This window comes from Paeniglutamicibacter psychrophenolicus (assembly GCF_017876575.1).
GTDB classification, from domain to species: Bacteria; Actinomycetota; Actinomycetes; order Actinomycetales; family Micrococcaceae; genus Paeniglutamicibacter; species Paeniglutamicibacter psychrophenolicus.
This window is the reverse complement of sequence record NZ_JAGIOE010000001.1, coordinates 1,866,206-1,887,316: the sequence shown is the minus strand read 5'-3', so window position 1 is coordinate 1,887,316 and position 21,111 is coordinate 1,866,206. Positions and strand designations below refer to the sequence as shown.

Annotated in this window: 20 protein-coding genes; 8 read left to right on the top strand and 12 right to left on the bottom strand. The window is 69.5% G+C overall.

Features of this window, described 5'->3' with window-relative positions; genetic code table 11:
- Window positions 1–20: 20 nt before the first annotated feature.
- The gene (trhO, locus tag JOF46_RS08415; protein WP_209906908.1) at window positions 21–941 is read right to left on the bottom strand and encodes an oxygen-dependent tRNA uridine(34) hydroxylase TrhO; all 921 of its coding nucleotides are present in this window, start codon (window positions 939–941) and stop codon (window positions 21–23) included.
- A 137-nt stretch (window positions 942–1,078) separates the two neighbouring features.
- On the opposite strand from trhO, the gene JOF46_RS08410 reads away from it, so the two are divergent.
- Window positions 1,079–1,747: a GNAT family N-acetyltransferase gene (locus tag JOF46_RS08410; protein ID WP_209906907.1), complete on the top strand. Its 669-nt coding sequence runs from the start codon at window positions 1,079–1,081 to the stop codon at window positions 1,745–1,747.
- Window positions 1,748–1,851: 104 nt separating this feature from the next.
- A complete protein-coding gene (locus tag JOF46_RS08405) occupies window positions 1,852–4,197 on the top strand; it encodes a DEAD/DEAH box helicase (protein WP_209906906.1) in 2,346 nt (781 codons plus the stop codon).
- Between the two features lie 34 nt (window positions 4,198–4,231).
- On the opposite strand, the gene JOF46_RS08400 is transcribed toward JOF46_RS08405, so the two are convergent.
- From JOF46_RS08400 to ssd, 7 genes are all read right to left on the bottom strand, one after another.
- Window positions 4,232–4,639 carry an Rv3654c family TadE-like protein gene (locus JOF46_RS08400; RefSeq protein WP_209906905.1) on the bottom strand — a complete coding sequence of 136 codons (408 nt, stop codon included), beginning with the start codon at window positions 4,637–4,639 and terminating at the stop codon, window positions 4,232–4,234.
- Window positions 4,636–4,980 carry a TadE family type IV pilus minor pilin gene (locus JOF46_RS08395; RefSeq protein WP_209906904.1) on the bottom strand — a complete coding sequence of 115 codons (345 nt, stop codon included), beginning with the start codon at window positions 4,978–4,980 and terminating at the stop codon, window positions 4,636–4,638. Before JOF46_RS08395 ends, JOF46_RS08400 begins: the two co-directional genes overlap by 4 nt.
- A 17-nt stretch (window positions 4,981–4,997) precedes the next feature.
- Entirely contained in the window at window positions 4,998–5,222 is a 225-nt protein-coding gene (locus JOF46_RS08390) for a DUF4244 domain-containing protein (RefSeq protein WP_245348055.1), read from the bottom strand.
- 216 nt (window positions 5,223–5,438) lie between these two features.
- Entirely contained in the window at window positions 5,439–6,026 is a 588-nt protein-coding gene (locus JOF46_RS08385; protein WP_209906903.1) for a type II secretion system F family protein, read from the bottom strand.
- The gene (locus JOF46_RS08380) at window positions 6,023–6,793 is read right to left on the bottom strand and encodes a type II secretion system F family protein (protein ID WP_209906902.1); all 771 of its coding nucleotides are present in this window, start codon (window positions 6,791–6,793) and stop codon (window positions 6,023–6,025) included. Before JOF46_RS08380 ends, JOF46_RS08385 begins: the two co-directional genes overlap by 4 nt.
- Window positions 6,790–8,049 (bottom strand): TadA family conjugal transfer-associated ATPase, encoded by a 1,260-nt coding sequence (locus JOF46_RS08375; RefSeq protein ID WP_209906901.1) that lies wholly within the window; start codon window positions 8,047–8,049, stop codon window positions 6,790–6,792. Before JOF46_RS08375 ends, JOF46_RS08380 begins: the two co-directional genes overlap by 4 nt.
- Complete coding sequence (ssd, locus tag JOF46_RS08370) at window positions 8,046–9,299, bottom strand: septum site-determining protein Ssd (RefSeq protein WP_209906900.1); 1,254 nt, start codon at window positions 9,297–9,299, stop codon at window positions 8,046–8,048. Before ssd ends, JOF46_RS08375 begins: the two co-directional genes overlap by 4 nt.
- A gap of 172 nt (window positions 9,300–9,471) precedes the next feature.
- On the opposite strand from ssd, the gene JOF46_RS08365 reads away from it, so the two are divergent.
- Window positions 9,472–11,169, top strand: a complete 1,698-nt coding sequence (locus JOF46_RS08365) for a bifunctional 3'-5' exonuclease/DNA polymerase (protein WP_342592401.1) — start codon at window positions 9,472–9,474, stop codon at window positions 11,167–11,169.
- Window positions 11,170–11,178: 9 nt separating this feature from the next.
- On the opposite strand, the gene JOF46_RS08360 is transcribed toward JOF46_RS08365, so the two are convergent.
- From JOF46_RS08360 to JOF46_RS08350, 3 genes are read right to left on the bottom strand one after another with little or no spacing between them, the layout of a single operon-like run.
- On the bottom strand, window positions 11,179–11,895 hold the full coding sequence (locus JOF46_RS08360) for an NUDIX hydrolase (protein ID WP_209906899.1): 717 nt from the start codon (window positions 11,893–11,895) through the stop codon (window positions 11,179–11,181).
- A complete protein-coding gene (gene nth / locus JOF46_RS08355) occupies window positions 11,892–12,677 on the bottom strand; it encodes an endonuclease III (RefSeq protein WP_209906898.1) in 786 nt (261 codons plus the stop codon). Before nth ends, JOF46_RS08360 begins: the two co-directional genes overlap by 4 nt.
- A gap of 2 nt (window positions 12,678–12,679) precedes the next feature.
- Window positions 12,680–14,401, bottom strand: coding sequence for a hypothetical protein (locus tag JOF46_RS08350; RefSeq protein ID WP_209906897.1), 1,722 nt, complete (start codon window positions 14,399–14,401; stop codon window positions 12,680–12,682).
- Window positions 14,402–14,823: 422 nt separating this feature from the next.
- Between JOF46_RS08350 and acs the strand changes: the two genes are divergently transcribed.
- The 4 genes from acs (at window position 14,824) to JOF46_RS08330 (ending at window position 18,895) form a co-directional block, all read left to right on the top strand.
- On the top strand, window positions 14,824–16,809 hold the full coding sequence (gene acs, locus JOF46_RS08345) for an acetate--CoA ligase (protein ID WP_209906896.1): 1,986 nt from the start codon (window positions 14,824–14,826) through the stop codon (window positions 16,807–16,809).
- Window positions 16,810–16,931: 122 nt separating this feature from the next.
- Window positions 16,932–17,384 carry a type II 3-dehydroquinate dehydratase gene (gene aroQ / locus JOF46_RS08340; RefSeq protein ID WP_209906895.1) on the top strand — a complete coding sequence of 151 codons (453 nt, stop codon included), beginning with the start codon at window positions 16,932–16,934 and terminating at the stop codon, window positions 17,382–17,384.
- Window positions 17,385–17,436: 52 nt separating this feature from the next.
- Entirely contained in the window at window positions 17,437–17,745 is a 309-nt protein-coding gene (locus JOF46_RS08335; protein ID WP_209906894.1) for an MmcQ/YjbR family DNA-binding protein, read from the top strand.
- Window positions 17,746–17,899: 154 nt separating this feature from the next.
- Window positions 17,900–18,895, top strand: coding sequence for a DUF2332 domain-containing protein (locus JOF46_RS08330; protein WP_342592400.1), 996 nt, complete (start codon window positions 17,900–17,902; stop codon window positions 18,893–18,895).
- A gap of 42 nt (window positions 18,896–18,937) precedes the next feature.
- Here JOF46_RS08330 and JOF46_RS08325 read toward each other — a convergent pair whose 3' ends face one another.
- Window positions 18,938–20,122, bottom strand: coding sequence for a MarP family serine protease (locus tag JOF46_RS08325; RefSeq protein ID WP_209906893.1), 1,185 nt, complete (start codon window positions 20,120–20,122; stop codon window positions 18,938–18,940).
- A 208-nt stretch (window positions 20,123–20,330) separates the two neighbouring features.
- Here JOF46_RS08325 and JOF46_RS08320 point away from each other — a divergent pair, with 208 nt between their 5' ends.
- Window positions 20,331–21,008 carry a Crp/Fnr family transcriptional regulator gene (locus tag JOF46_RS08320; RefSeq protein ID WP_113761716.1) on the top strand — a complete coding sequence of 226 codons (678 nt, stop codon included), beginning with the start codon at window positions 20,331–20,333 and terminating at the stop codon, window positions 21,006–21,008.
- Window positions 21,009–21,111: the final 103 nt, after the last annotated feature.

The following is a 21,111-nucleotide window of genomic DNA, read 5'->3' as shown; positions in this document are numbered from 1 at the left end:
CTGGATCGGCGTAGTCGCCGCTACTGCTGGGCTGTCTCGAGCTCGACGACGGTGCCGACGCAGTCGGGGCACTGGCGCAGTTCGTCGGTCGCGGCGCATTCGGCGCAGAAGAGTCGCAGGTTCCGGCAGGAGAGGTTCGAACAGTTCTCGAACTTGTTCGTCGGTGCCTCGCAGCACACGCATTTGCCGATGGTCACGGCGTCGTCGCTGAACTCCATGTGCATGCGCTTGTCGAAGACATACAGTGATCCTTCCCACAGTCCCTTGTCCCCGTAGGTTTCCCCGTAGCGAACGATGCCGCCCTGCATCTGGTAGACCTCGGTGAAGCCGCGCTTGACCATCAGTGCCGAGAGCACCTCGCAGCGGATGCCGCCGGTGCAATAGGTGACAATCGGCTGGTCCTTCATCCCGTCGTACTTGCCCGACTCGATCTCGGCGATGAAGTCGTGGGTGGTTTCAACCTCGGGCACGATCGCGTTCTTGAATTTGCCGATCTGCGCCTCAAAGGCGTTGCGGCCGTCGAAGAACAGGACCTCCTGGCCGGCGGCCTTCTTGGACTCCACCAGCTCGTGCAGTGCCTCGGGCTTGAGGTGGACACCGCCGCCGACCACACCGTTTTCATCGACTTCCAGCTCGCCGGGGGCACCAAAGGAAACCACTTCGTCACGGACCTTGACCGATATCCGGGGGAAGTCCTCGGCCGAGCCTTCCGACCACTTGATGTCCATTTTCTTGAACGCCGGATACTCCCGGGTGGCCTTCACATACTTCTTGACTTCCTTGATGCCACCCCCGACCGTTCCGTTGATGCCGTCCTTGGAGATGATGATGCGGCCACGCAGGCCCCACCTCTCCAGCAAGGCACGCTGCCATAGGCGCACGGCCTCGGGATCGGCAATCGGGACAAAGGCGTAATACAAGACAATTCGGTTCTGCGACACGCTCTTAAGGGTATGGCCTAAAACCCATGCGGCGCACGTGAGGTGGCAGTGATCACCTGGTTAACGCAGTGTTTCAAGCTTGCAACAGTTCCCCTAAATGGACGCCAGGTAGGCAGTACACGGGGTAGGGTCGGAACATGGGATCTACTGCAAGCGATGAACTAATCGGTACATGGGTATCTGGCTGGGCCGGTGCACGGGGCTACGAGAGCAGGCACGAGGGCCGCGTCCATGCAGCCCTGCGCCATGACACCTCGGGTGACTGGGAATACGTCATTTACGAGCCTTCCAACGAAGAATTGGTGGCCGTCGCGGAGACGCTCCACAAGCATCCCAAGCGTCGCCTGACGGCATTCGCCGACGAAACCTCGACCCTGATCGATGCCGCCCGGGCGGCAGGGCTCAACGTGCTCAATTCCGACGAGGTCCTGATGGTCACGGCGATGGGCGGCCACGATGTCGAGGAACCACGTCCGGCCGATGGCTTCGCCTTCCAGATCGAACGCGACCAGACGCACGCCTATGTGTCCATCCACCCGGTCGAGGACCCGGAAGTCGTTGCGGCCAGCGGCCACGTTTCCGCCGTCAACGGCTACGCCATCTTCGACCGCATCATCACGGCCCCGGAATTCCGGCGCCGCGGCCTGGGCAGCCTGACCATGCGCGCCCTGGTCTCCCTGGCCCTGGAACACGACGTCGAGGAAGGCCTGCTGATCGCCAGCATCGACGGGCAGCAGCTGTACAAGTCCCTGGGCTGGACCAACCTGGGCAACGTCGTACTTTTTGAAGGCAAGCAGGAAGCCTAAGCAGCCTCCGGCACCTCGAAGTGGTGGGCCTCGCTGATGCGAGGCCCACCACTTTCTTTTTCACTTGGCCACGGGCCGGTGCCCGGTGATGCCACAATGAAGCGGTGAACGCTTATTCGGAACAGATCGCCTTGCTGGGCCACGGGCCAACTCCCCAGGCGCTGCTCCATTCCCGGATCATCGAGGCCAGGGACGCGCTGCCCGGCCCGTGGCCCAACTGGGTGCACCCCGAAGTGCAAACCGCCTTCGAACGCACGGGCGTGGCCTCCCCGTGGCTGCACCAGGTGCAAGCCGCCAACCTCGCATTCGAGGGCAGCAACACCATCGTGGCCACCGGCACCGCCTCGGGCAAGTCGCTGGCCTACCAGCTTCCGGCCCTGAACGCGATCCACACCTCGGCCCTGCAGAACCAGGCCAGCCTGGTCCCCAACGACGCCACGGTGCTCTACCTGGCACCCACCAAGGCCCTGGCCGCCGACCAGCTCAAGGCGATCGAGGGCTACCGGCTGCCCACCGTGCGGGCTGCCAGCTACGACGGGGACACCGAGGTCTCGGCCCGGCGCTGGATCCGCGACCACTCGAACTTCATCCTCTCCAACCCCGATATGCTGCACTTCGGGATCCTGCCCAACCACACCTGGTGGGCGCGGGTGCTGCGCCGGCTGAAATTCGTGATCATCGACGAAGCCCACTCATACCGCGGGGTCTTCGGCTCCAATATCGCCAACCTGCTACGGCGCCTGCGCCGGATCTGCGCGCATTACGGGGCCAACCCGGTGTTCATCGGGGCCTCGGCAACCAGTGCCGACCCGGCCGCCTCCTTCTCCAGGCTCATCGGCGCCCCGGCCACCGAGGTCACCAACGACTTCTCCCCCAAGGGCTCGGTGACCATTGCGCTGTGGGAGCCGCCGCTGACCGAGCTGCACGGGGAGAACGGCGCACCTACCCGGCGCACCGTCATCGCCGAGACCTCGAACCTTTTGGCGAACCTGGTCTGCTCCCACGTGCGGACCCTGGCATTCATCAAGTCGCGGCGCGGGGCCGAAACCATCGCCACGATCACCCGCTCGATGGTGGACCAGGTCCACCCCTCGCTCCCCGACCGGGTGGCGGCCTACCGCTCCGGCTACCTTCCCGCCGAGCGCCGGGAGCTGGAGAATGCGCTGCGCGACGGAACCCTGCTGGGGGTCGCCTCCACCTCGGCACTGGAACTGGGCATCGACGTGGCCGGGCTCGACGCGGTGCTGGTCGCCGGCTGGCCCGGGACCCGCGCCTCGTTTTTCCAGCAGATCGGGCGGGCAGGGCGAGCCGGGCAGGACTCGCTGGCGGTGCTGGTGGCCAGCGACGACCCGCTGGACACCTACCTGGTCAACCACCCCGAGGCGATCTTCGAGGCCGGGGTCGAGGCCACCGTCTTCGACCCGGAAAACCCCTATGTGCTCTCCGGGCACCTGTGCGCCGCAGCCGAGGAACTGCCGCTGCGCACCGAGGACCTGGCGGCCTTCGGGCCCAGCGCCCACGGGCTGCTGGACTCGCTGGTGGAACGCGGGTTCCTGCGCCGCCGCCCGGCCGGCTGGTTCTGGACGCACCCCGAGCACGCAGCCTCCATGGTGAAGCTGCGCGGCGACGGCGGCGGGCCGGTGAGCATCATCGAATCCGACACCGGCGCGCTGCTGGGCACCATGGACTCCCCGCAGACGCACTACCAGGCGCACGACGGGGCCATCTACGTGCACCAGGGCGCCACCTATGTGGTCGACGAGCTGAACGAAACCGACCACTGCGTCATGGTCACCCGCGCCAACCCGGATTTCTACACCCAGGCCCGGGACATCACCACGGTCGAGGTCGTCACTTGCGACCGCTCGGTGGCGTGGGGGCCGATCACCGCGAACTTCGGCGACGTGGTGGTGACCACCCAGGTGGTGTCCTTCCAGCGCAAGTCGGTGATGAGCAACGAGATCCTCTCCGAGGAGCCGCTGGAGCTGGAGGCCCGGGACCTGCACACCAAGTCCGTGTGGTTCACCATCCCCGAGACCCGGTTGCTGGCCGCCGGGATCACCCCGGAGGAATTCCCCGGGTCGCTGCATGCGGCCGAACACGCGGCCATCGGGCTGCTGCCGCTGGTGGCCTCCAGCGACAGGTGGGACATCGGCGGGGTGTCCACGGCGCTGCACATGGACACCGGGATGCCGACGATTTTCGTGTACGACGGGCACCCGGGCGGTGCCGGTTTCGCCGAGCGCGGCTTCGAGGCGGCACGCACCTGGCTGGCCGCCACCCGGGATGCGATTGCCGCCTGCGAATGCGCCACCGGCTGCCCCTCCTGCGTGCAGTCCCCCAAGTGCGGGAACAAGAACAACCCGCTGGACAAGGCCGGGGCCGTGCGCCTGCTTTCCGCGATCCTGTCCGAAGCGCAACGGGCGGCCGGGCCGCTCCCCCTGGGATAGCCGGCCCGGCCGCCCGCGGTGCCCGCCGCGGCGATCAATCGCCGCGCCAGGGTTGCGGCGGCGGCCCGGCCCGGGCCACCGAGTGCGCCCGGGTCAGCGGCGGCAGCCAGCCCACCGGGGACACCGGCACCTGGACACGCACCGTCACGATCTGACCGCCCGGGCCCTGCCGCGTGCAGCCGTCCAGGGTTGCATCGTTCGCGGCGGCGGTTGCAGCGGCTACGGCGCACGGGTCCCCGGGCAACAGCTGGCGGGCGGCGTCCGCGGCAGCCAGTGCCGCCAGGTCCGCCGCCGTGCCTGCCTTGGCCCCGGCGTTGGAGACCGCGCTGAACATCAGCACCGCCGCCAGCCCCAGCACGGCCACGCACACCACCGCGAGCATCAGCACTGTGCCGCTGCCGCGTTGGCGCCGGTCCTGGGCCGGAGACGTGGTCCGGCTCATGGCTGCTGCTCCGTGCGTGCATTGGCTTCGGCCCGCAATTCGATGTCCCCGAGCAGCGGCAGGTCCACCGCGGCCCGGATGACCACGTGCCCGTAGCCGCCGGATTCGCCGGTGCTCACGCTGATCCGGTCCCCGGCAATGCGGTGGGCGGTGCCGATGGCCTCGGAGGCCAAGGTCCCGCGGGCCAGTTCCCGGGCCGCGGCACTGGCGGCCTGCTGGATGCGAACCTGCTGGCCGCCCACGGCACCGGCCCCGGCGACCACGGCCAACAAGATGGCCACCGCGGGCAGCAGCACCGCCACCTCGGCGGTGGCGGAACCGGCTTGCGAATGCCTGGCCATGGCGCGCCCGCCTCCGGCTAGAAGGACAGGGCCTGGCGGATCAGGCCCATCAGCAATCCGCGCACGTCGCCGCTGGAGAGGATGCTCACCAGCAGCCCGGCGAAGGCCACCGCGGCCAGGGTGACGATGGCGAATTCGGCGGTGGTGCTGCCTTCCTCGTCGGCCAGTGCCGCGGGAGTCGGCTCGGTGCCCCGATGCAGGTCGATGTGTCCGGGTGCTGCGTCGGTCATGTGGTTGTCCATGTTCTTGTCCTTTGTTCGGTCGTTGTGTGGTTGCTCCTGGAACTGCGGGTTGCTCCGCGTGCCGCCACGGGGGTGTGGCGTGCGGCTCCCACTTCGAGTGTGGGCGTCGGCCCCTGGCCCTTGGCCGGGGCTGGTGCGGGCTGGGGATAACCGGCGGCGGGCGGCTTGGGCGGCAGGCGCGCCGGCGTCTGCCCGGTGCCGGAAGGTGCGGGGAGGCTAGAAGCTCGGGAGCAGGGAGATCACCACGGGCACCACGCCGAGGCAGATGAAGGCCGGCAGCGCGCAGAGCCCCAGCGGGATCACCAGCTTGATCCCGAACTCGGCGCCGCGGGCCTCGGCCTCCCGGACACCGCGCTTGCGGGCGGAGGCCGCGGCCGAACGCAGCAGGGCAGCTGCCGGGGCGCCGGAGAGCCGGGTCAGGCGCAGCGCCTGCTCCAGTTCGCGTGCCGGCCCCGCACCCCGGCCCCAGGCGCGCTCCCATCCGACGTTCAGGTCCAGTGCGCGGGAGACCAGCAGCAGCGAGGCGTACCCAGGGACGTTGGTGCCGATGATCCGCAGCACCGAGCGGATCGGCAGCCCGGATTCGAGCAGCGTGGCGCACATTTCCAGCACCAGCGGAAGTGGTTCCGCGGGGCCTTCGGCGCCGGAACCGGCAGCGGCACCGGCCGGGGCCGGCGCGCCGCTGCGCTGCAGGAGAGCGGACGCGGACCGGTCCCTGGACCGGCCCCGCGGCAGGGACCCGGCACCGGTGAAGATCCACACCGCGGCACCGGCCAGGAGCACCGCGAGAAGTGCGGGAATCACGAGGGCACCTTGTTGGTGATGGCTCGCAGCATCCTGCCGCACCAGAAGCGGTTGCCCAGCCACAGGCAGGCACCTGCCACCAGCGCGATGCGCCCGGCGGGATGCGTGGTGAGGACCGCCAGCGGGTTGATGCCCAGCAGCTGGCCCAGGCCCAGCCCGATTCCGGGCAGGAAGGTCAGCAGCCTGCTGGTGGCGCGCGGTCCGGCGAGCGCGGAGTGCAGGGCCCGGTGCATGTCGGCGGCGGTTTCCGCGTCCTCGGCCAGGGTGTCGAGCAGCTCCGCGAGCGCCGCCCCGGATTCCTCGCAGATCGCCAGGCACCAGGCCAGCCGCGTCCACAGCCGCCGGTTGCCCGGGTGGGTGGCGGCGTGGGCAGCCAGGCCCTGCTGCAGCGTTCCGCCGGTGTGCACCTGGGCCAGTGCGCGGCTTGCCCCGGAGCACAGGTCGTTTGCGGTGCCGGTGGTGCCCTGGGCCCAGAGCTCGGCGAGCAGCCCGAAGGCGGCGGCAGGGCCGGTCCCGGCACGCAGCAGCGCGGCGAGCTGGCGCAGGAACTTCGCGTATTCCTCGGTGTCGGCCGCGTGGTTGGTGCGTTCGCGGCGGGTGCGCAGGGTGCGGCGCGATGGCCTGCCGGCGGGGGCATCGTGTGGCTGGCTCCCCGGGCGACCGGGCGGCATCGGCAGCCGCCGGCCCCCGGCGTTCCCGCCGCCGAGCCACAGCCAGGGGGCGGCACCTGCCAGCAACACGGCCAGGACGGCGAGGGCCGGGCTCACCACGGGCTCGTTTCCCCGGCGGCCCCAAGGCGGGAGCGGAACCACGCCAGGGCATCGGGGTCGACGGAATCGGAGCCCTGTTCGTGGATCAGGTGCACCGCCAGCGTCCCGGCATCGGTGAGGACCAGCCGGCCCAGCTGGACCGGCGCCCTGGCCCCGGTGGCGGGGTCCCGCCGCACATGGATGAGCACATCCAGGGCGCTGGCCGCCTGCAGCGCGGTGGCCGCGGCGTCCATGGACGCCAGTGCGCCCATCGCCGCGAGCCGTGCGGGAACCGCCGCCACGGAGTTGGCGTGCAGCGTGCCGGCGGCCCCCTCGTGCCCGGTGTTCATGGCGCCGAGGAACTCGCGCACCTCCGCTCCCCGGCATTCCCCGACCACCAGCCGGTCCGGGCGCATGCGCAGCGCCTGGCGCACCAGGGCCTGCAACCCGATTTCGCCGGCGCCCTCGACGTTGCCGCCGCGCGCCTGCAGCCCGACCAGGTGCGGGTGGGAAGGGGCGAGCTCCGCGGAGTCCTCGACCACGATGATCCGCTGGTTTCCCGGCACCCGCCCCAGCATCGCGGCCAGCAGGGTGGTCTTGCCTGCCCCGGTGCCGCCGGAGACCAGGAAGTTCAATTTCGCCGCGACGACGGCCTCCAGGGCCGCGAGCCAGTCCGGGTCGGTGACCAGGGTGTCCAGCTTCTGGTTGCTGTTGGACTTGATGCGGATGGACAGCAGCGGGCCGCCGGTGGAAATCGGGGGCAGCACCGCGTGGATGCGGTAGTTGCCCAGCGACACATCGACGAAGGGAGCGGCGTCGTCCAGCCGCCGTCCCCCGGCGGCGGCCAGGCGCACCGCCAGCGCGCGGATCGCTGCCGGGTCGGTGAACTCCAGCTCGGAGGCGTGCAGCCCGGCCCTGCCGTCGACCCATACCCGGCCGGTGGCGTCGATGAGGATGTCGGTGGTGCCCGGTACCTGGGCGAGACGTTCGAGGACCCCGAGCCCGTGGATGTCATCGCTGAGGCTGCGCAGCATCTCGGTGCTGGAAGCGGCCCCCATCACGCTGCCCGAGGCGCGCACCGCGGCGGCCAGGTCGATCTCGGTGAGACCGCCGGCCGTGTCCATTGCCCGGCTGCGGATCTCCTCGAGCACCCTCGGGTCGGCGGCCCGGGCCTGCACGGGTGCCGCGGCCGCCCAGCGCCGCCTTCCACGGGCGGGGCTTCGCGCCGGCGTGCCGGTGGCTGCCGGGTTTCCCGTCGGTTCCGGGGTGCTCATGCCGCCTGCCCCAGGGCCGTATCGGGTTGGCCGCCGAGCCTGGCGACCGCGCGGCGCAGCGGGCGGTGCGCCAGCGCGTTCATCAGCGCCCCGTCCGCCGCGCATCGTTCGATGCGCCGGGCCGGGGCGAAGTACCCGCCCAGCTCCACGCCGGTGAGCAGGGCAAGGGCTCGGGTGTCCGTCCCGGAGGCCAGCTTCCCGGTGAGGACCAGCCGCCAGTTCGCGGCGTGCTCCCCCAGCCGCGCCGCGGTTCCCGCCGCTCCGTTCCCGGGCCGCGCGGATAGCAGCAGCAGCCGGGTGTTGGCCAGCGCGGCCATGGACGCGGGGACCCCGGTGAGGTGTCCGGCGTCGATCACGATGCGTTCGTAGATACGCCGGGAGGCGGCCAGCACCTCGGTGAGCAGGGCCTCGGAGGGCGTGAAGCAGCCCGGGTTCCGCACCCAGGAGAGCACCGCGGTGCCCGCCGACAGCGGGAGGATCTCGGCGAGCTGGCCCGGGGAAAGCTGGCCGCGGGCGTGCTGCAGGTCCTCCCAGCCCAGGCCGTCCGGTTCGCGGGCCCGCAGCACCGGCCAGAGCCCGGGCGAGTGCGGGTCGGCATCCAGCAGCAACGTCCGGTGCCCGTCCAGCGTGGCCGTCGCGGCCAGCAGGGCGGCAAAGGTCGAGGTCCCCGCCCCGCCGCCGGCCCCGGCAACGATGGTGGTGTGGGCGCGCCCCGAATGCAGGCCCAGCTCCCCGAGGTATTCGCCCAGCCATGCGGCGGCCTGCGGCAGCACCGCCACCCGGGCCCCGGGGCAGGTGGCGGCAGCACGCCACAGCACGTCCTGGTGCTCCTCCCGGCCGGTGAGCACCAGCGTGGAGGCGGCAAGCCTGGCATCGATTTCCGCGACGCAGTCCTGCCCCACCAGGATCACCTCGTCGCGGTGTTCGGCCACCCGTGCGGCGTCCCGGCACGGCAGCAGCTGCACCCCGGCTCCCACGGCGACCGCGGCCAGCACCTGCGCCAGCTCCACGTCGCGGCTGAACAGGATGCAGCGGGCCAGTTCCGCCGGCCGGTTCCCGGCAGGGATCACCGGCAGGTTGAGGTTCACCACCGCGGCAGGGTTCACCGACGCGTCGGGGGTCGAGGGCACCGGGGCGGCATCCGGCGATGGGGTCCGTGCCTGCGCCCGGGCCGCCCGCAGCGCCGGAAGCTGCAGGTTTCGCGGGTCGGCCCCGGGCAGCCGGGCCACAAATCTTCTCTGTTCATTCATGCCATCCAGCGTGGTCCCTCGGCGCTGTCCCGGTGAAGCCCCCGGTGGCCGGGGAACGGACAACCGCCCGCGGGCGCCGGCCGGCGTGTGCGGGAAGGCGCCCCGGCGGAGGGGCGGACCGGTACGTGCACGCCGGGAACTGCGAGAATGAACCGTGCAGCAATTTGCGGTAGTGGCCACCCACTCCATCTCCCAGCCCGAACCCGAAGCCGGTTCCGCCACCGCGGTGGTCCAATTGGTCGACGCGGAAGGCACCGCGCTCATCCCGCCCGTGCAGGTCTACGGCAACCAGCTTCCAGCCGTGGTCGCGGAGCTGGAGGCCACGCGGCGGCCGCGCTGGGTCTTCGACTCGGTGCACGCCTGGTACCCGGGGCTGCTGGCCGCCGGCGTGCGCATCGAACGCGCCCACGATGTGCGGCTGGTCCGCGCCATCCTGCGCAACGCGCCCTATGCGGTGCCAGGGGAATACCTGACGGCCATCGGCCGGGAAGCGGATCCGGCCAACGCCGCCCCGGCACACCTCTTGCCGCCTGCACGGGTTCCGGAGAACCAGGGCGAGCTGTTTTCCGAGCCCAAGGACAGCACCGGCGCGCTGGAAAACGTGCTCGCCGAGTTCCTGGCCCAGCGTGCCGCGGTGCCGGATTCCGAGCGCGGGGCCCGGCTGGGCCTGCTGCTGGCGGCCGAGTCCGCCGGGGCGCTGATCGCCGCGGAAATGACCCACGCCGGGGTGCCCTGGGACGTGGAAGAGCACCACCGGCTGCTGCACGAGGCGCTGGGTGAGCGCGTTCCGGCCGGGGTGCGTCCGCCGCGCATGGAGGAACTGGCCGGGCAACTCCGCGCCCTGCTCGATGCCCCGACGCTGAACCCCGATTCCCCGGCCGAGCTGCTCAAGGCCATGAACCGGGCGGGCATCGCGGTGGCCAACACGCGGGCCTGGGAGCTGACGGAGATCAAGCACCCGGTCATCGAGCCGCTGCTGGCCTACAAGAAGATCGCCCGGCTGGCCACCGCCAACGGCTACGCCTGGGTGGACCGCTGGGTGCATGGGGGGCGTTTCCGCCCCGAATACATCGTCGGCGGGGTGGTCACCGGTCGCTGGGCGTCCCACGGCGGCGGGGCGCTGCAGATCCCGCACCAGGTCCGCTCGGCCGTGCGCGCCGATCCCGGCAAGGTGCTGGTGGTCGCAGATGCCGCGCAGCTGGAGCCGCGGATCCTGGCCGCGCTCTCGCGCGACACCGCGCTCGCGGCGGCCGCAACGGCCCGGGACCTGTACCAGGGGATTGCCGATGCAGGGTTCGGCGGGGACCGGGCGCACGCCAAGGTCGCGATGCTCGGGGCGATGTACGGGGCCACCAGCGGCGAATCCGGCCGGCTGATGCCCAAGCTCAAGGCCACCTACCCCAAGGCCGTGGGCCTGGTCGAATGGGCCGCGGCACAGGGCGAGGCCGGGGCGGGCGTTTCAACGTTCCTGGGCCGCGGAACCCCAGAGGCACCCGAAGGGTGGCTGAAGTCCAGGTCGCGCGCCTCCACGGAGGCCGAGCAGCGCGCGGTGGAGGCCGAGGGCCGCTCGCGCGGGCGCTTCACCCGCAACTTCATCGTCCAGGGCACCGCCGCGGAGTGGGCGCTGTGCTGGATGGGCGAGCTGCGCCGGAGGATGAACGCGGGCAAGGCGGCCGGGGTGGACACCGGCGAGTTGGTGTTTTTCCTGCACGACGAGATCATGCTGCACGTCCCGGCGGCGCAGGCCCGCACCGTGGTGGATCTGGTGCACGAGTCGGCCAGGTCCGCCTCCGAGCTGCTCTTCGGGAAGATCCCCGTGGACTTCCCGGTCACCGCGGTCATCGTCGATTCCTACGACCAGGCCAAATAGCCGGTTGCCTCAGGGGTTCCGACGCCCGCCGACCTGGATCGAGACCTCGCGGCCCTCGTCCCAGGGCACGGTCCAGCCCAGGTCGTTGAAGATCCGGTCCATCAGGATCCCGGTGAAGCCCCAGATGAAACCGCCGTCCACGTCGAAGGCCGGTGCGGAGAAGCGCCGCCCGTCGCGCTCGATCACCGAGGAGACCCGGCGGGCGGGATCCAGCAGGTCGGCCACCGGCGCGCGGAAGACCGTGGAGGACTCCGCGGTGTCCACCACGAAAACCTCCGAGGGCGCGTGCCACCAGCCGATGACCGGGGTGACGATGAAGTTGGTGATGGGCAGCTCCGTATCTGGCAGCACGCCCAGGATCTCCACCCCGTCGGGGTCGAGCCCGGTCTCCTCGCGGGCCTCGCGCAGGGCCGCGGCGATCGCGTCCTGATCCTCCGGGTCGACCTTGCCGCCGGGGAAGGCGACCTGCCCGGCGTGCTTGCGCAGCGTGTCCGCCCGGGTCACGAAGAGCACGTCCAAATCCTCGTGCACCGACTTCACCGCGCTGGTCGCCGGCACGTCGTCGAGCCGCCCGAAGAGGATCAGCACCGCCGCGTGCCTGGCCGTTTCGGGGTCCAGCGGGTTGAACACCCAGGTCTCGGGCATCTTCGTCGCGTCCTGGATTCCGTTGCCCACCAGGTGCGCCTTGGCCGCGATCATCTCCAGCAATTCCGTGCGTACGCTCATGCTTCCAGTCCGTATCCTTGCGCGCGCAGCTCGCGGCGGGTGGCCCCGGCGCGCATCTTTTCCAGCAGTTCCCCGCGGCCCGGCGCCAGTTCGTACTTGAGCAGCTTGGCGGCCTTGGCCTCGTCGGTCTCGCCCTCCCCGTAGGCGGGGCAGAGCGTGGTCAGCGGGCAGGCGCCGCAGGCGGGCTTGCGGGCCAGGCAGATGCGCCGGCCGTGGAAGACCACCCGGTGGCTGAGCATGGTCCAGTCCGCCGGCTCGAAGAGCGCACCGACCTCGTGCTCGATCTTCACCGGGTCCGTTTCGCTCGTCCAGCCAAAGCGCCTCGCGAGGCGGATGAAGTGGGTGTCCACGGTGATCCCCGGGACCCCGAACGCGTTGCCGAGCACCACGTTGGCTGTCTTGCGCCCCACCCCGGCCAGCGTGATGAGGTCCTCGAGCCGCCCGGGCACCTCCCCGTCGTATTCGTCGACGATCCGGGTGGACAGGGCCAGCAGCGAGTTCGCCTTGGCGCGGAAGAACCCGGTGGAACGGATCAGCTCCTGCAGCGCCGCGGGCTCGGCCTGGCTCATGGCCAGCGGATCGGGGTAGGCGGCAAAGAGCGCCGGGGTGATCGCGTTGACCCGCACGTCGGTGGTCTGGGCCGAGAGCACCGTGGCCACCAGCAGCTCGAAGGCGTTGGTGAAGTCCAGTTCCGCGACCGCGTACGGGTAGGTCTCGGCCAGGATCCGGTTGATCTTCCGCGCCCGGCGCTTGCGCCCCAGCGCCGTCTCTTCGCGTGCCATGCCTACTTGTCCGGGAATTGCAGGTCGTCGAGGTCGCGCAGCACCGCGGGGCGGCCCTCGGCGAGGTTGATGAGGTATTCGGTGCCGCGGTCCTCCAGGCACAGGATCCACTTGCCGGGGTTCAGCGTCGCGAGCATGGTGCCGTTGACCGGGTGGAAGACCGGGCGCGAGTGGTTCAGGGCGAACCAGAAGCTGGCGGGCTCCGGATCGGCCGCGGCAACCTCGGCCCGGGCCCCGAAGGAGGACTCGGCCTCGGCCTTGGCGTGCTCGGCGGCGGCGCGGTGCGCGTCAATCTCGGTGCGCGAGAGCGCGGCGGTGGCCTTGATGTCGCCGGTCCGCGGGACGGCCATGGTTGCCGGGTTCGGGTTCCCGGCGGCCGGGACGCCGGATTCAGCGGCAGCAAGGTCGACGGCAGCAGGTTTGGATGCCTCGGCGGGCTTCGCCTCAGCGGCGGCTTCGTTCGCCTTCCCCTGGTGGCCTGCGGCGTTCGCGAGGTCCCGGCCGGGTTCGGAGTCGTCCTTGCCGCGATCGTTCGGGGCAGGGGCAGCCGGTTCCGGCTTCCGGGTCGACGCAGCTTCGGCCTCGGGCTTGGAGTCCTTCACTTCAGCAGCCTTGCCGTCACTTGTGCCGGGCTCCGCCTCGGCGTCCGGGTCCTCGTTGTTGCCGGTCGATGGCTTGGGGCCGGCTTCCGTGGCCTGTGCGGCATCGGCAGCCTCGGACGGTTCCGCGGACTTGGCGGTGCCCGATTCCGGTACGCTCTCCGACTCCTCGGCCCGGGCTTCATCGACGACGGAGGCTTCCTTGGCGGATTCCGGAGGTGTGTTCTTGTCCGGCTCCGGTGCGTCGGTGTCGGACGAGTTGGACCCGGAGGCCGAAACCTGGTCGGCATCCTTCGTGAACGGCGCGTGGTCGGTCTTGTTCGCTGCGCTATCCGTGGCGCCTGCCGTTGCGCCGGTGGCCGATGCCGTAACCGGGGCGGAAGCTGCGGACGAGGCGGCCGCGGAAGCGGAAGCGGAAGCGGAAGCGTTGGCATCCTGTGCCGGAACCGCAACGGGTGCGACCTCGCGGCGCACCTCGTCCTTGCCCGTCACCGGCATGCCCGGGCGGTTCGCGGCGTGGCTGGTCGAGGTGGCCGAGGTTGCCGGGGCACCGGCGCTGCTGGCGCCGAAGCTTTCGGACTCGGTCGATGCGGTGGCAGCTGACGGTTTCGCGGCAGGAGGTGCCGATGCCAGGACGTCTGAACCCAGCACGGTTTCGCCGCCGGGAACGAAGTCGCGGCGGAAGGCCCCGAGGTAGCTGGCCAGCGTCGTGCCGGCGATCATGGCCAGTGCCCCGATGAGCCCGATGAGGTAGGCCGGGGACATGGACGCCACGTAGGAGTTGAAGAAGTAGGCGGCGGCAAACAGCGACACGACCGATCCGGCCTGGTCAAGGCTCAGCGACCCGATGCGCACCCGGGTGCGTCCGGTGAGCCGTCGCCAGGTGAACCCGGCGGCAACCAGCAGCGGCAGCAGCAGCGAGACCAGCAGGTGGAAGGGCAGGCCCGGGAAGATCCACATGTTCACCGAGACGGTCTTGGTCCACGGGATCGGGACCAGCGAACCCACCAGCACCAGCACCCCGCCGAGGATGACGAACCCGTCGCGCGTCGTCAGCGGCCCCAAAACCGCCTTGGGCGTGCGCCCGCGCGTCGAACCCTCTGCCTTGGTATGCACCTTGTCCATGTGAAGACCCCGCTTCTTGTTCGTGTTGCTTCCTTGGCCCTGCATCGGCGACCGGTCGACGCGTACCCATTGGGCGTGCGCTTCGACCGGTTGCACCTTAAAGGCAAGGCTAGCTACAACCCTATCCGCGCCGCAGTCCAACGCGCGCGATTCGGCGCACCGCGAATACCGCTGGTGTTACGCCATCGTTGGCCAACGCCCCCTCCGGTGTCCCGCACGACACCCACCCGGAGCCGTTCCCGGGCAGGATTCCGGGGCCCGCGATCCCGCGATCCGTACGACCATTGGGCGTGAACATTTGCCGTTCAACGCACAATCACCACCCCTCCACTGTCATACTTGTGACGGGGCACACCCGGGGAGGCTTCGCGGCTGTAACCTGAATCACCAGACCCCATTTAGTTGTTGGAAGGACCAAAACCGTGTCGGACACCCACACTCCCACGCTGGACAACCTCTCGCATGAGACCCGCGCCTTTGCCCCGAGCGCCGAGTTCGTGGCCAACGCCATCGGCAAGCCGGAACAGTACGAGGCTGCCAAGGCCGACCGCCTGGGCTACTGGGCCGAGACGGCCCGCAAGGTCTTGACCTGGGACACCGACTTCACCGAGGTGCTGGACTGGTCCGAGGCGCCGGTGGCCAAGTGGTTCGCCGACGGCAAGGTCAACGCCGCCTACAACGCACTGGACCGCCACGTCGAGAACGGGCTCGGCGACCGCGTCGCCATCCACTTCGAGGGCGAACCGGGCGACACCCGCTCCTACACCTACTCCCAGCTCACCACGGCCGTGAAGCAGGCCGCCAACGCCTTCGAGTCCCTCGGTGTGGCCAAGGGCGACCGCGTGGCCGTCTACCTGCCGATGATCCCCGAGGCCGTCATCACGATGCTGGCCTGCGCCCGCATCGGCGCGATCCACTCGGTGGTCTTCGGCGGCTTCTCCGCCGACGCGCTGCGCTCCCGCGTCGACGACGCCGAGGCCAAGCTCGTGGTCACCGCCGACGGCACCTGGCGCCGCGGCAAGCCCTCGGCCCTGAAGCCGGCCGTCGACGAGGCCCTCGCGGCCCCCGGCCACACCGTGCAAAACGTGCTGGTGGTCAAGCGCAACGGCCAGGACGTCGCCTGGAACGAGAAGCTGGACAAGTGGTGGTCCGATGTCGTTGACACCGCCGACACCGAGCACACCGCCGTGGGACATGAATCCGAGCACCCGCTCTTCGTGCTCTACACCTCCGGGACCACCGGCAAGCCCAAGGGCATCATCCACACCACCGGCGGCTACCTGGTCCAGGCCGCCGCCACGCACCGCGACACCTTCGACCTGCACCCGGAGACCGACGTGTTCTGGTGCACCGCCGACATCGGCTGGGTCACCGGCCACACCTACGTCACCTACGCCCCGCTGATCAACGGCGCCACTCAGGTCATGTACGAGGGCACCCCGGATTCCCCGCACCAGGGCCGCTGGTGGGAAATCGTGGCCAAGTACGGGGTGACCATCCTGTACACCGCCCCCACCGCCATCCGCACGTTCATGAAGTGGGGCCGGCAGATCCCGGACTCCTACGACCTGTCCTCGCTGCGCCTGCTCGGCTCGGTCGGCGAACCCATCAACCCCGAGGCCTGGATGTGGTACCGCGAGGTCATCGGCTCCAACAACGGCGCCAACGGGGAAAAGAAGGAACACCCGACCCCGATCGTGGACACCTGGTGGCAGACCGAGACCGGTGCGCACATGATCGCCCCGCTGCCCGGCGTCACCGCCACCAAGCCCGGCTCCGCACAGACCCCGGTCCCGGGCATCACCGTGGACGTCGTCGACGAGCTGGGCCAGTCGGTAGGCAACGGCGAGGGCGGCTTCCTGGTCATCCGCGACCCGTGGCCGGGCATGCTGCGCGGCATCTGGGGCGACATGGACCGCTACAAGGAGACCTACTGGTCCCGCTTCGAGGGCATGTACTTCGCCGGCGACGGCGCCAAGAAGGACGAGGACGGGGACATCTGGCTGCTGGGCCGGGTGGACGACGTCATGAACGTCTCCGGCCACCGGCTGTCCACCACCGAGATCGAGTCCTCGCTGGTCGCCCACCCGTATGTGGCCGAGGCCGCGGTCGTCGGGGCGAAGGACGAGACCACCGGCGAGGCGGTTGTCGCATTCGTGATCCTGCAGATCGAACCGGCCGAGGGCGAGGACGTGGTCGCGACGCTGCGTGCCCACGTCGGCAAGGACATCGGCCCGATCGCCAAGCCGCGCCACATCCTGGTGGTCCCGGAGTTGCCCAAGACCCGTTCGGGCAAGATCATGCGCCGGCTGCTCAAGGACGTCGCCGAGGGCCGCGAGGTCGGGGACTCCACCACGCTGGCGGACAACACCGTGATGACGCAGATCGCCGACTCGATGCGGAAGTAACCGCGCAAGCCGCCGGCGGGCGGGGGAAGGCCCACTGGCCATCCCCCGCCCGCTGGCGTCATTTAACGCAAACCCGGCTTGCCGCCACTGCCCGCCCCGCCCCGACTGCCTAAGCTGGTGGGATGAGTGAAAACACCCCTGCGCGCATCCTGGTCCTCAACGGCCCGAACCTGAACCTCCTGGGCACCCGGGAACCGGAGATCTACGGGCACGAGACCCTGAAGGATGTCGAGGAGCTGTGCCGCGCCGCCGCCGCGAAGGCCGGCTACGAGGTCGAGTTCCTGCAGTCCAACCACGAGGGCGTGCTGATCGATGCGATCCACGCGGCCCGCGGTCAGGTCACCGGCATCGTGATCAACCCCGGCGCCTTCACCCACACCTCCGTGGCGCTGGCCGACGCCATTTCCGGGGTGCAGCTGCCGGCCATCGAGGTGCACATCTCCAATGTCCACAAGCGCGAGGCCTTCCGCCACCATTCCTACATCTCCCCGGTCGCGGCCTCCATCATTGTCGGAGCCGGGGTCAACGGGTACGTGCTGGGCGTGCAGCAACTGATCCACCTCGCCTCCCGGTAACCGGGCCCCTGGCCCCCTGTGCGTGGGGCCGGCCGGCCGGTAGGGTGTGGCCATGAGCACCGAGGACGACGTCCGCCGGCTGTGCCTGGCCCTTCCCGGCGTCACCGAGAGGTTGAGCTGGCAGCGGCCCGCCTGGTTCGCCAAGACACTTCTGGCCCGCATCTGGGAGGACGGCGTGCTCACCGTGAAGACCACCGAGCGTGAGGCGCTCGCGGCCATGGAACCGGAGATCTACTTCTGGACGCCGCACCATGAGCGCTCGCCGCTGCTGGTGCTTCTGCGGCTCGAACGCGTCGACCCGGTGGAACTGGCCGAGCTTCTGGCCGAGTCGCACCGGCTGGCCGGCGGCGCCCGCCGATGAGACCGCGGTGGCTGGATTGCCCGCACCCGGTCGGTGCCCGGCACCCGTCGCACCGGAAATGCCCCCCCTTGAGCCACGGGGCGGTTCCGGGCGAAGCTGGAGACGAACCCAGCATTGCAGGCACCCGTTGGATCCGACGACGTGAGGCAGGAACGTGAGCACCCAGGCAACGGAACCCACCGCATCCATCTACCGTGACTACGCACGCCGATGGTTCCCCGGCCACAGCGAGCTCTACGTCCAATGGGCAACGGGCCTCGCCTCCAGCCAGGAGCTGCTGGCCCTGGTTTCCGCGCTGCCCGAACCCAAGCGCCAACCGAACCTGGTCTTTGCCGCCGCCCGCTTCCACGGCTGCCCGGACGAGCCGTTCGGGACCATGGAAGGGTACCTCGCCGCGCACTGGCCGGCTGTCCGCGCGATCATCATGACCCACGCGACCCAAACCAACGAGGCCGCCCGCTGCGCCACGCTGCTGCCGGCCCTGGCAATGGTGGCTGACCAGGAACGGCGGCCGCTGGCGCTGATCGAGGTCGGTCCCTCCGCGGGCCTGTGCCTGCTGCCGGATCTCTACTCGTATTCCTACGACGGGGCCGCGCCGCTCGGGGACGGGTCCCCGTTGCTGCGCTGCACCACCACCGGAAATCCCCCGATCCCGCGGCAGCTGCCGGAGATCGCCTGGCGGGCAGGGGTGGACTTGAATCCGCTCGACGGCACCGACCCGGACACCGTGGCGTGGCTGCGGGCCCTGGTTTGGCCCGGGCAAGACGAGCGCCTGGAACGGCTGGATGCGGCCCTGTCGACGTTGGCCGCACTGAAGGCCGGTGCGCTGCAGGCCTCGGCCGGCGCCCCGCTGCTGCTGTCCGGGGACCTGAACGAACGCATCGCCGACCTGGTGGATGCGGCGCCGAAGCACGCGGTGCCGGTGGTCATGCACTCGGCCGTGCTGGCGTACCTTGACGAGGCCCAACGCGCCCGCTTCGCCGATACCGTCGCAGCGCTGGGTTGCCGTTGGATCTCCAACGAGTCGTTCTTCATGGATGCGGCGAACCAGACCAGGGCGGGGACCGACACCAACTACTTCACCCTGGCCCTGGACCGGGTTCCGCTGGCGCGCACCGGACAACACGGGGCCGAACTCCACTGGCTCTGACCCCCTGCGTTTCCCCGGGCCGGGATCTGCCCGGCATGGCCCTTAGTGCGGGGAACAGGCCCCGGTGGGCACCGGTTCGCGGGAGGAAGCAGACTTGGACAGTGCCGCGTTGATCTCGTCAAGCGCCAACGCGTACCCGACCTCGGCACCGCCCTTGGCCTTGGCGAAGACCATGCCCACGACCCTGCCGGAGGAATCGAGCAGCGGCCCACCGGAGTTGCCCTGCTCGACATCGCCTGCCAATTGGTAGATGCGCAGCGGAGTGGGTTCGGCTCCGTAGATGTTCTGGATCGAAATGGTGCTCAGCGATTCGACGACCGCACCCATGGCGCGGAAGGAACCGCCGCCGGGGAAGCCCAGGAATGCCGCGGTGTCCCCGCGTCCCAGGTCCTTGCCGAACTCCAGCGGATCCAGCCCAAGTTCCGGCACCGCAAGCACGGCGATGTCGGCCACGGAGTCGAAGTAGACGACGTTGCCCGAGAGTACGCGCCCGTCCTGCGTGGTCACCGACGGTTCGCTGATCCCGGCCACCACGTGCGCGTTGGTCAGCACGCGGTCCGAAGCGAACACGAAGCCGGAACCGGATTGGTTCACGCCGCAGGCGTAGGCGGTGCCAATGATCTTGACGACCGAACCCGCGGCCGCGTCAACACCTGCACCCAGCGATTCCGCCTCGGGCACGGCGATCGGCACCTTCGGCGCGAAGGGCTCAAGGAGCTCGGGGATGGTCTGGCCCATGACCTGTGCACGGGCCTGGGTGACGAAGTTGGTGATCGGCTTCGGGGTCAGGTTCTGGATTCCCGTCAGGACCCGCGAGTCTGCGACCTGCTGGGACACCCACGGCACGCCCATGGTGGCGGCCGAAAGGGCGATGGCGGAGATGACCAGGGCAGCCATGACGGTGTTGGCCAGGCCTCCAAGGAGCCTGTCAAAGGACTTCAGGACCGGGAAGTTCAGCCATAAGCGGATTCTCGCTCCGATGGCCATGCCAATTCCCTGGCCGATGAGGATGAAGATCAACCCGGAGGCCACGATCCAGAAGATTCGCCATCCGGGGTTGGTCACCCAGGTGGAAACCAATGGGATTCCGTAGAACGCCGCGATGCCGCCGGCGAGGAAACCAATGATGGCTCCGAGCGTGACGAAGAAGCCTTTACGCAGGCCAGAGGCCAGAAAGCTGATCAAGGAAACGATGAGCAACAGGTCCAACCATGTCAATCCCAACATTCAGTTTGGACTCCCACTCTTCATACCGTGCCGCACGACCCAAACCAAGGCCCCAAAACACTATCCGCTGCCCCGAGTCTAGTCGGGGCGGCGTCGGTTCCCCGCGATTCTAACCACATTTGGCCACATATGGCGTGTGGAAGCTGTCACATGGGCCAACCGTACGGCACAATTAGGTGAGCGCTAACGACAGTTGACAGGAGATTTTATGGACATCGAGGTACTGCGCCGAGCACCACTCTTCGCTTCATTGGGCGACGAGGTGTTCTCTGCATTGACTGAAGAACTAACTGAAGTGGATCTGTCCCGTGGTGCTTCGGTATTCCGCGAGGGTGACCAGGGCGACCAGCTCTACTTCATCGTTTCGGGCAAGATCAAGCTGGGCCGCACCTCTTCCGATGGACGTGAAAACCTCATTGCGGTCCTCGGCCCGGGCGAATTGTTCGGCGAGATGGCACTGTTCGATCCGAGCCCACGCAACGCCACGGCAACGGCAGTCTCCGAGACCCGCCTTGCCGGCCTGCGTCACGAAAACCTGCGCAAGGTCATCCTGACCAGCCCGGAGGTTTCGGTCCAGTTGCTGCAGGCCCTGGCTTCGCGCCTGCGACGCACCAACGAGTCGCTGGCCGACCTGGTCTTCTCCGATGTTCCGGGACGTGTCGCCAAGGCGCTCCTGGATCTGGCCGACCGCTTCGGTCGTCCGGCAACGGACGGCATCCTGGTTGCCCACGAACTGACGCAGGAAGAACTGGCCCAGCTGGTGGGCGCCTCGCGCGAAACCGTGAACAAGGCCCTGGCCGAGTTCGTGCAGCGTGGCTGGTTGCGTCTTGAGGCACGCGCGGTCGTGATCCTGGACATCCAGCGTTTGCGCCAGCGTTCACGCTAAAAACGCAAAAGTGCACCAACGGGTGTGGCGGGGTTCCCCTTCGAAGGGGAACCCCGCCACACCCGTTTAAGCTTCGGCCACCGATCCAGGATCAGGGGTCGAC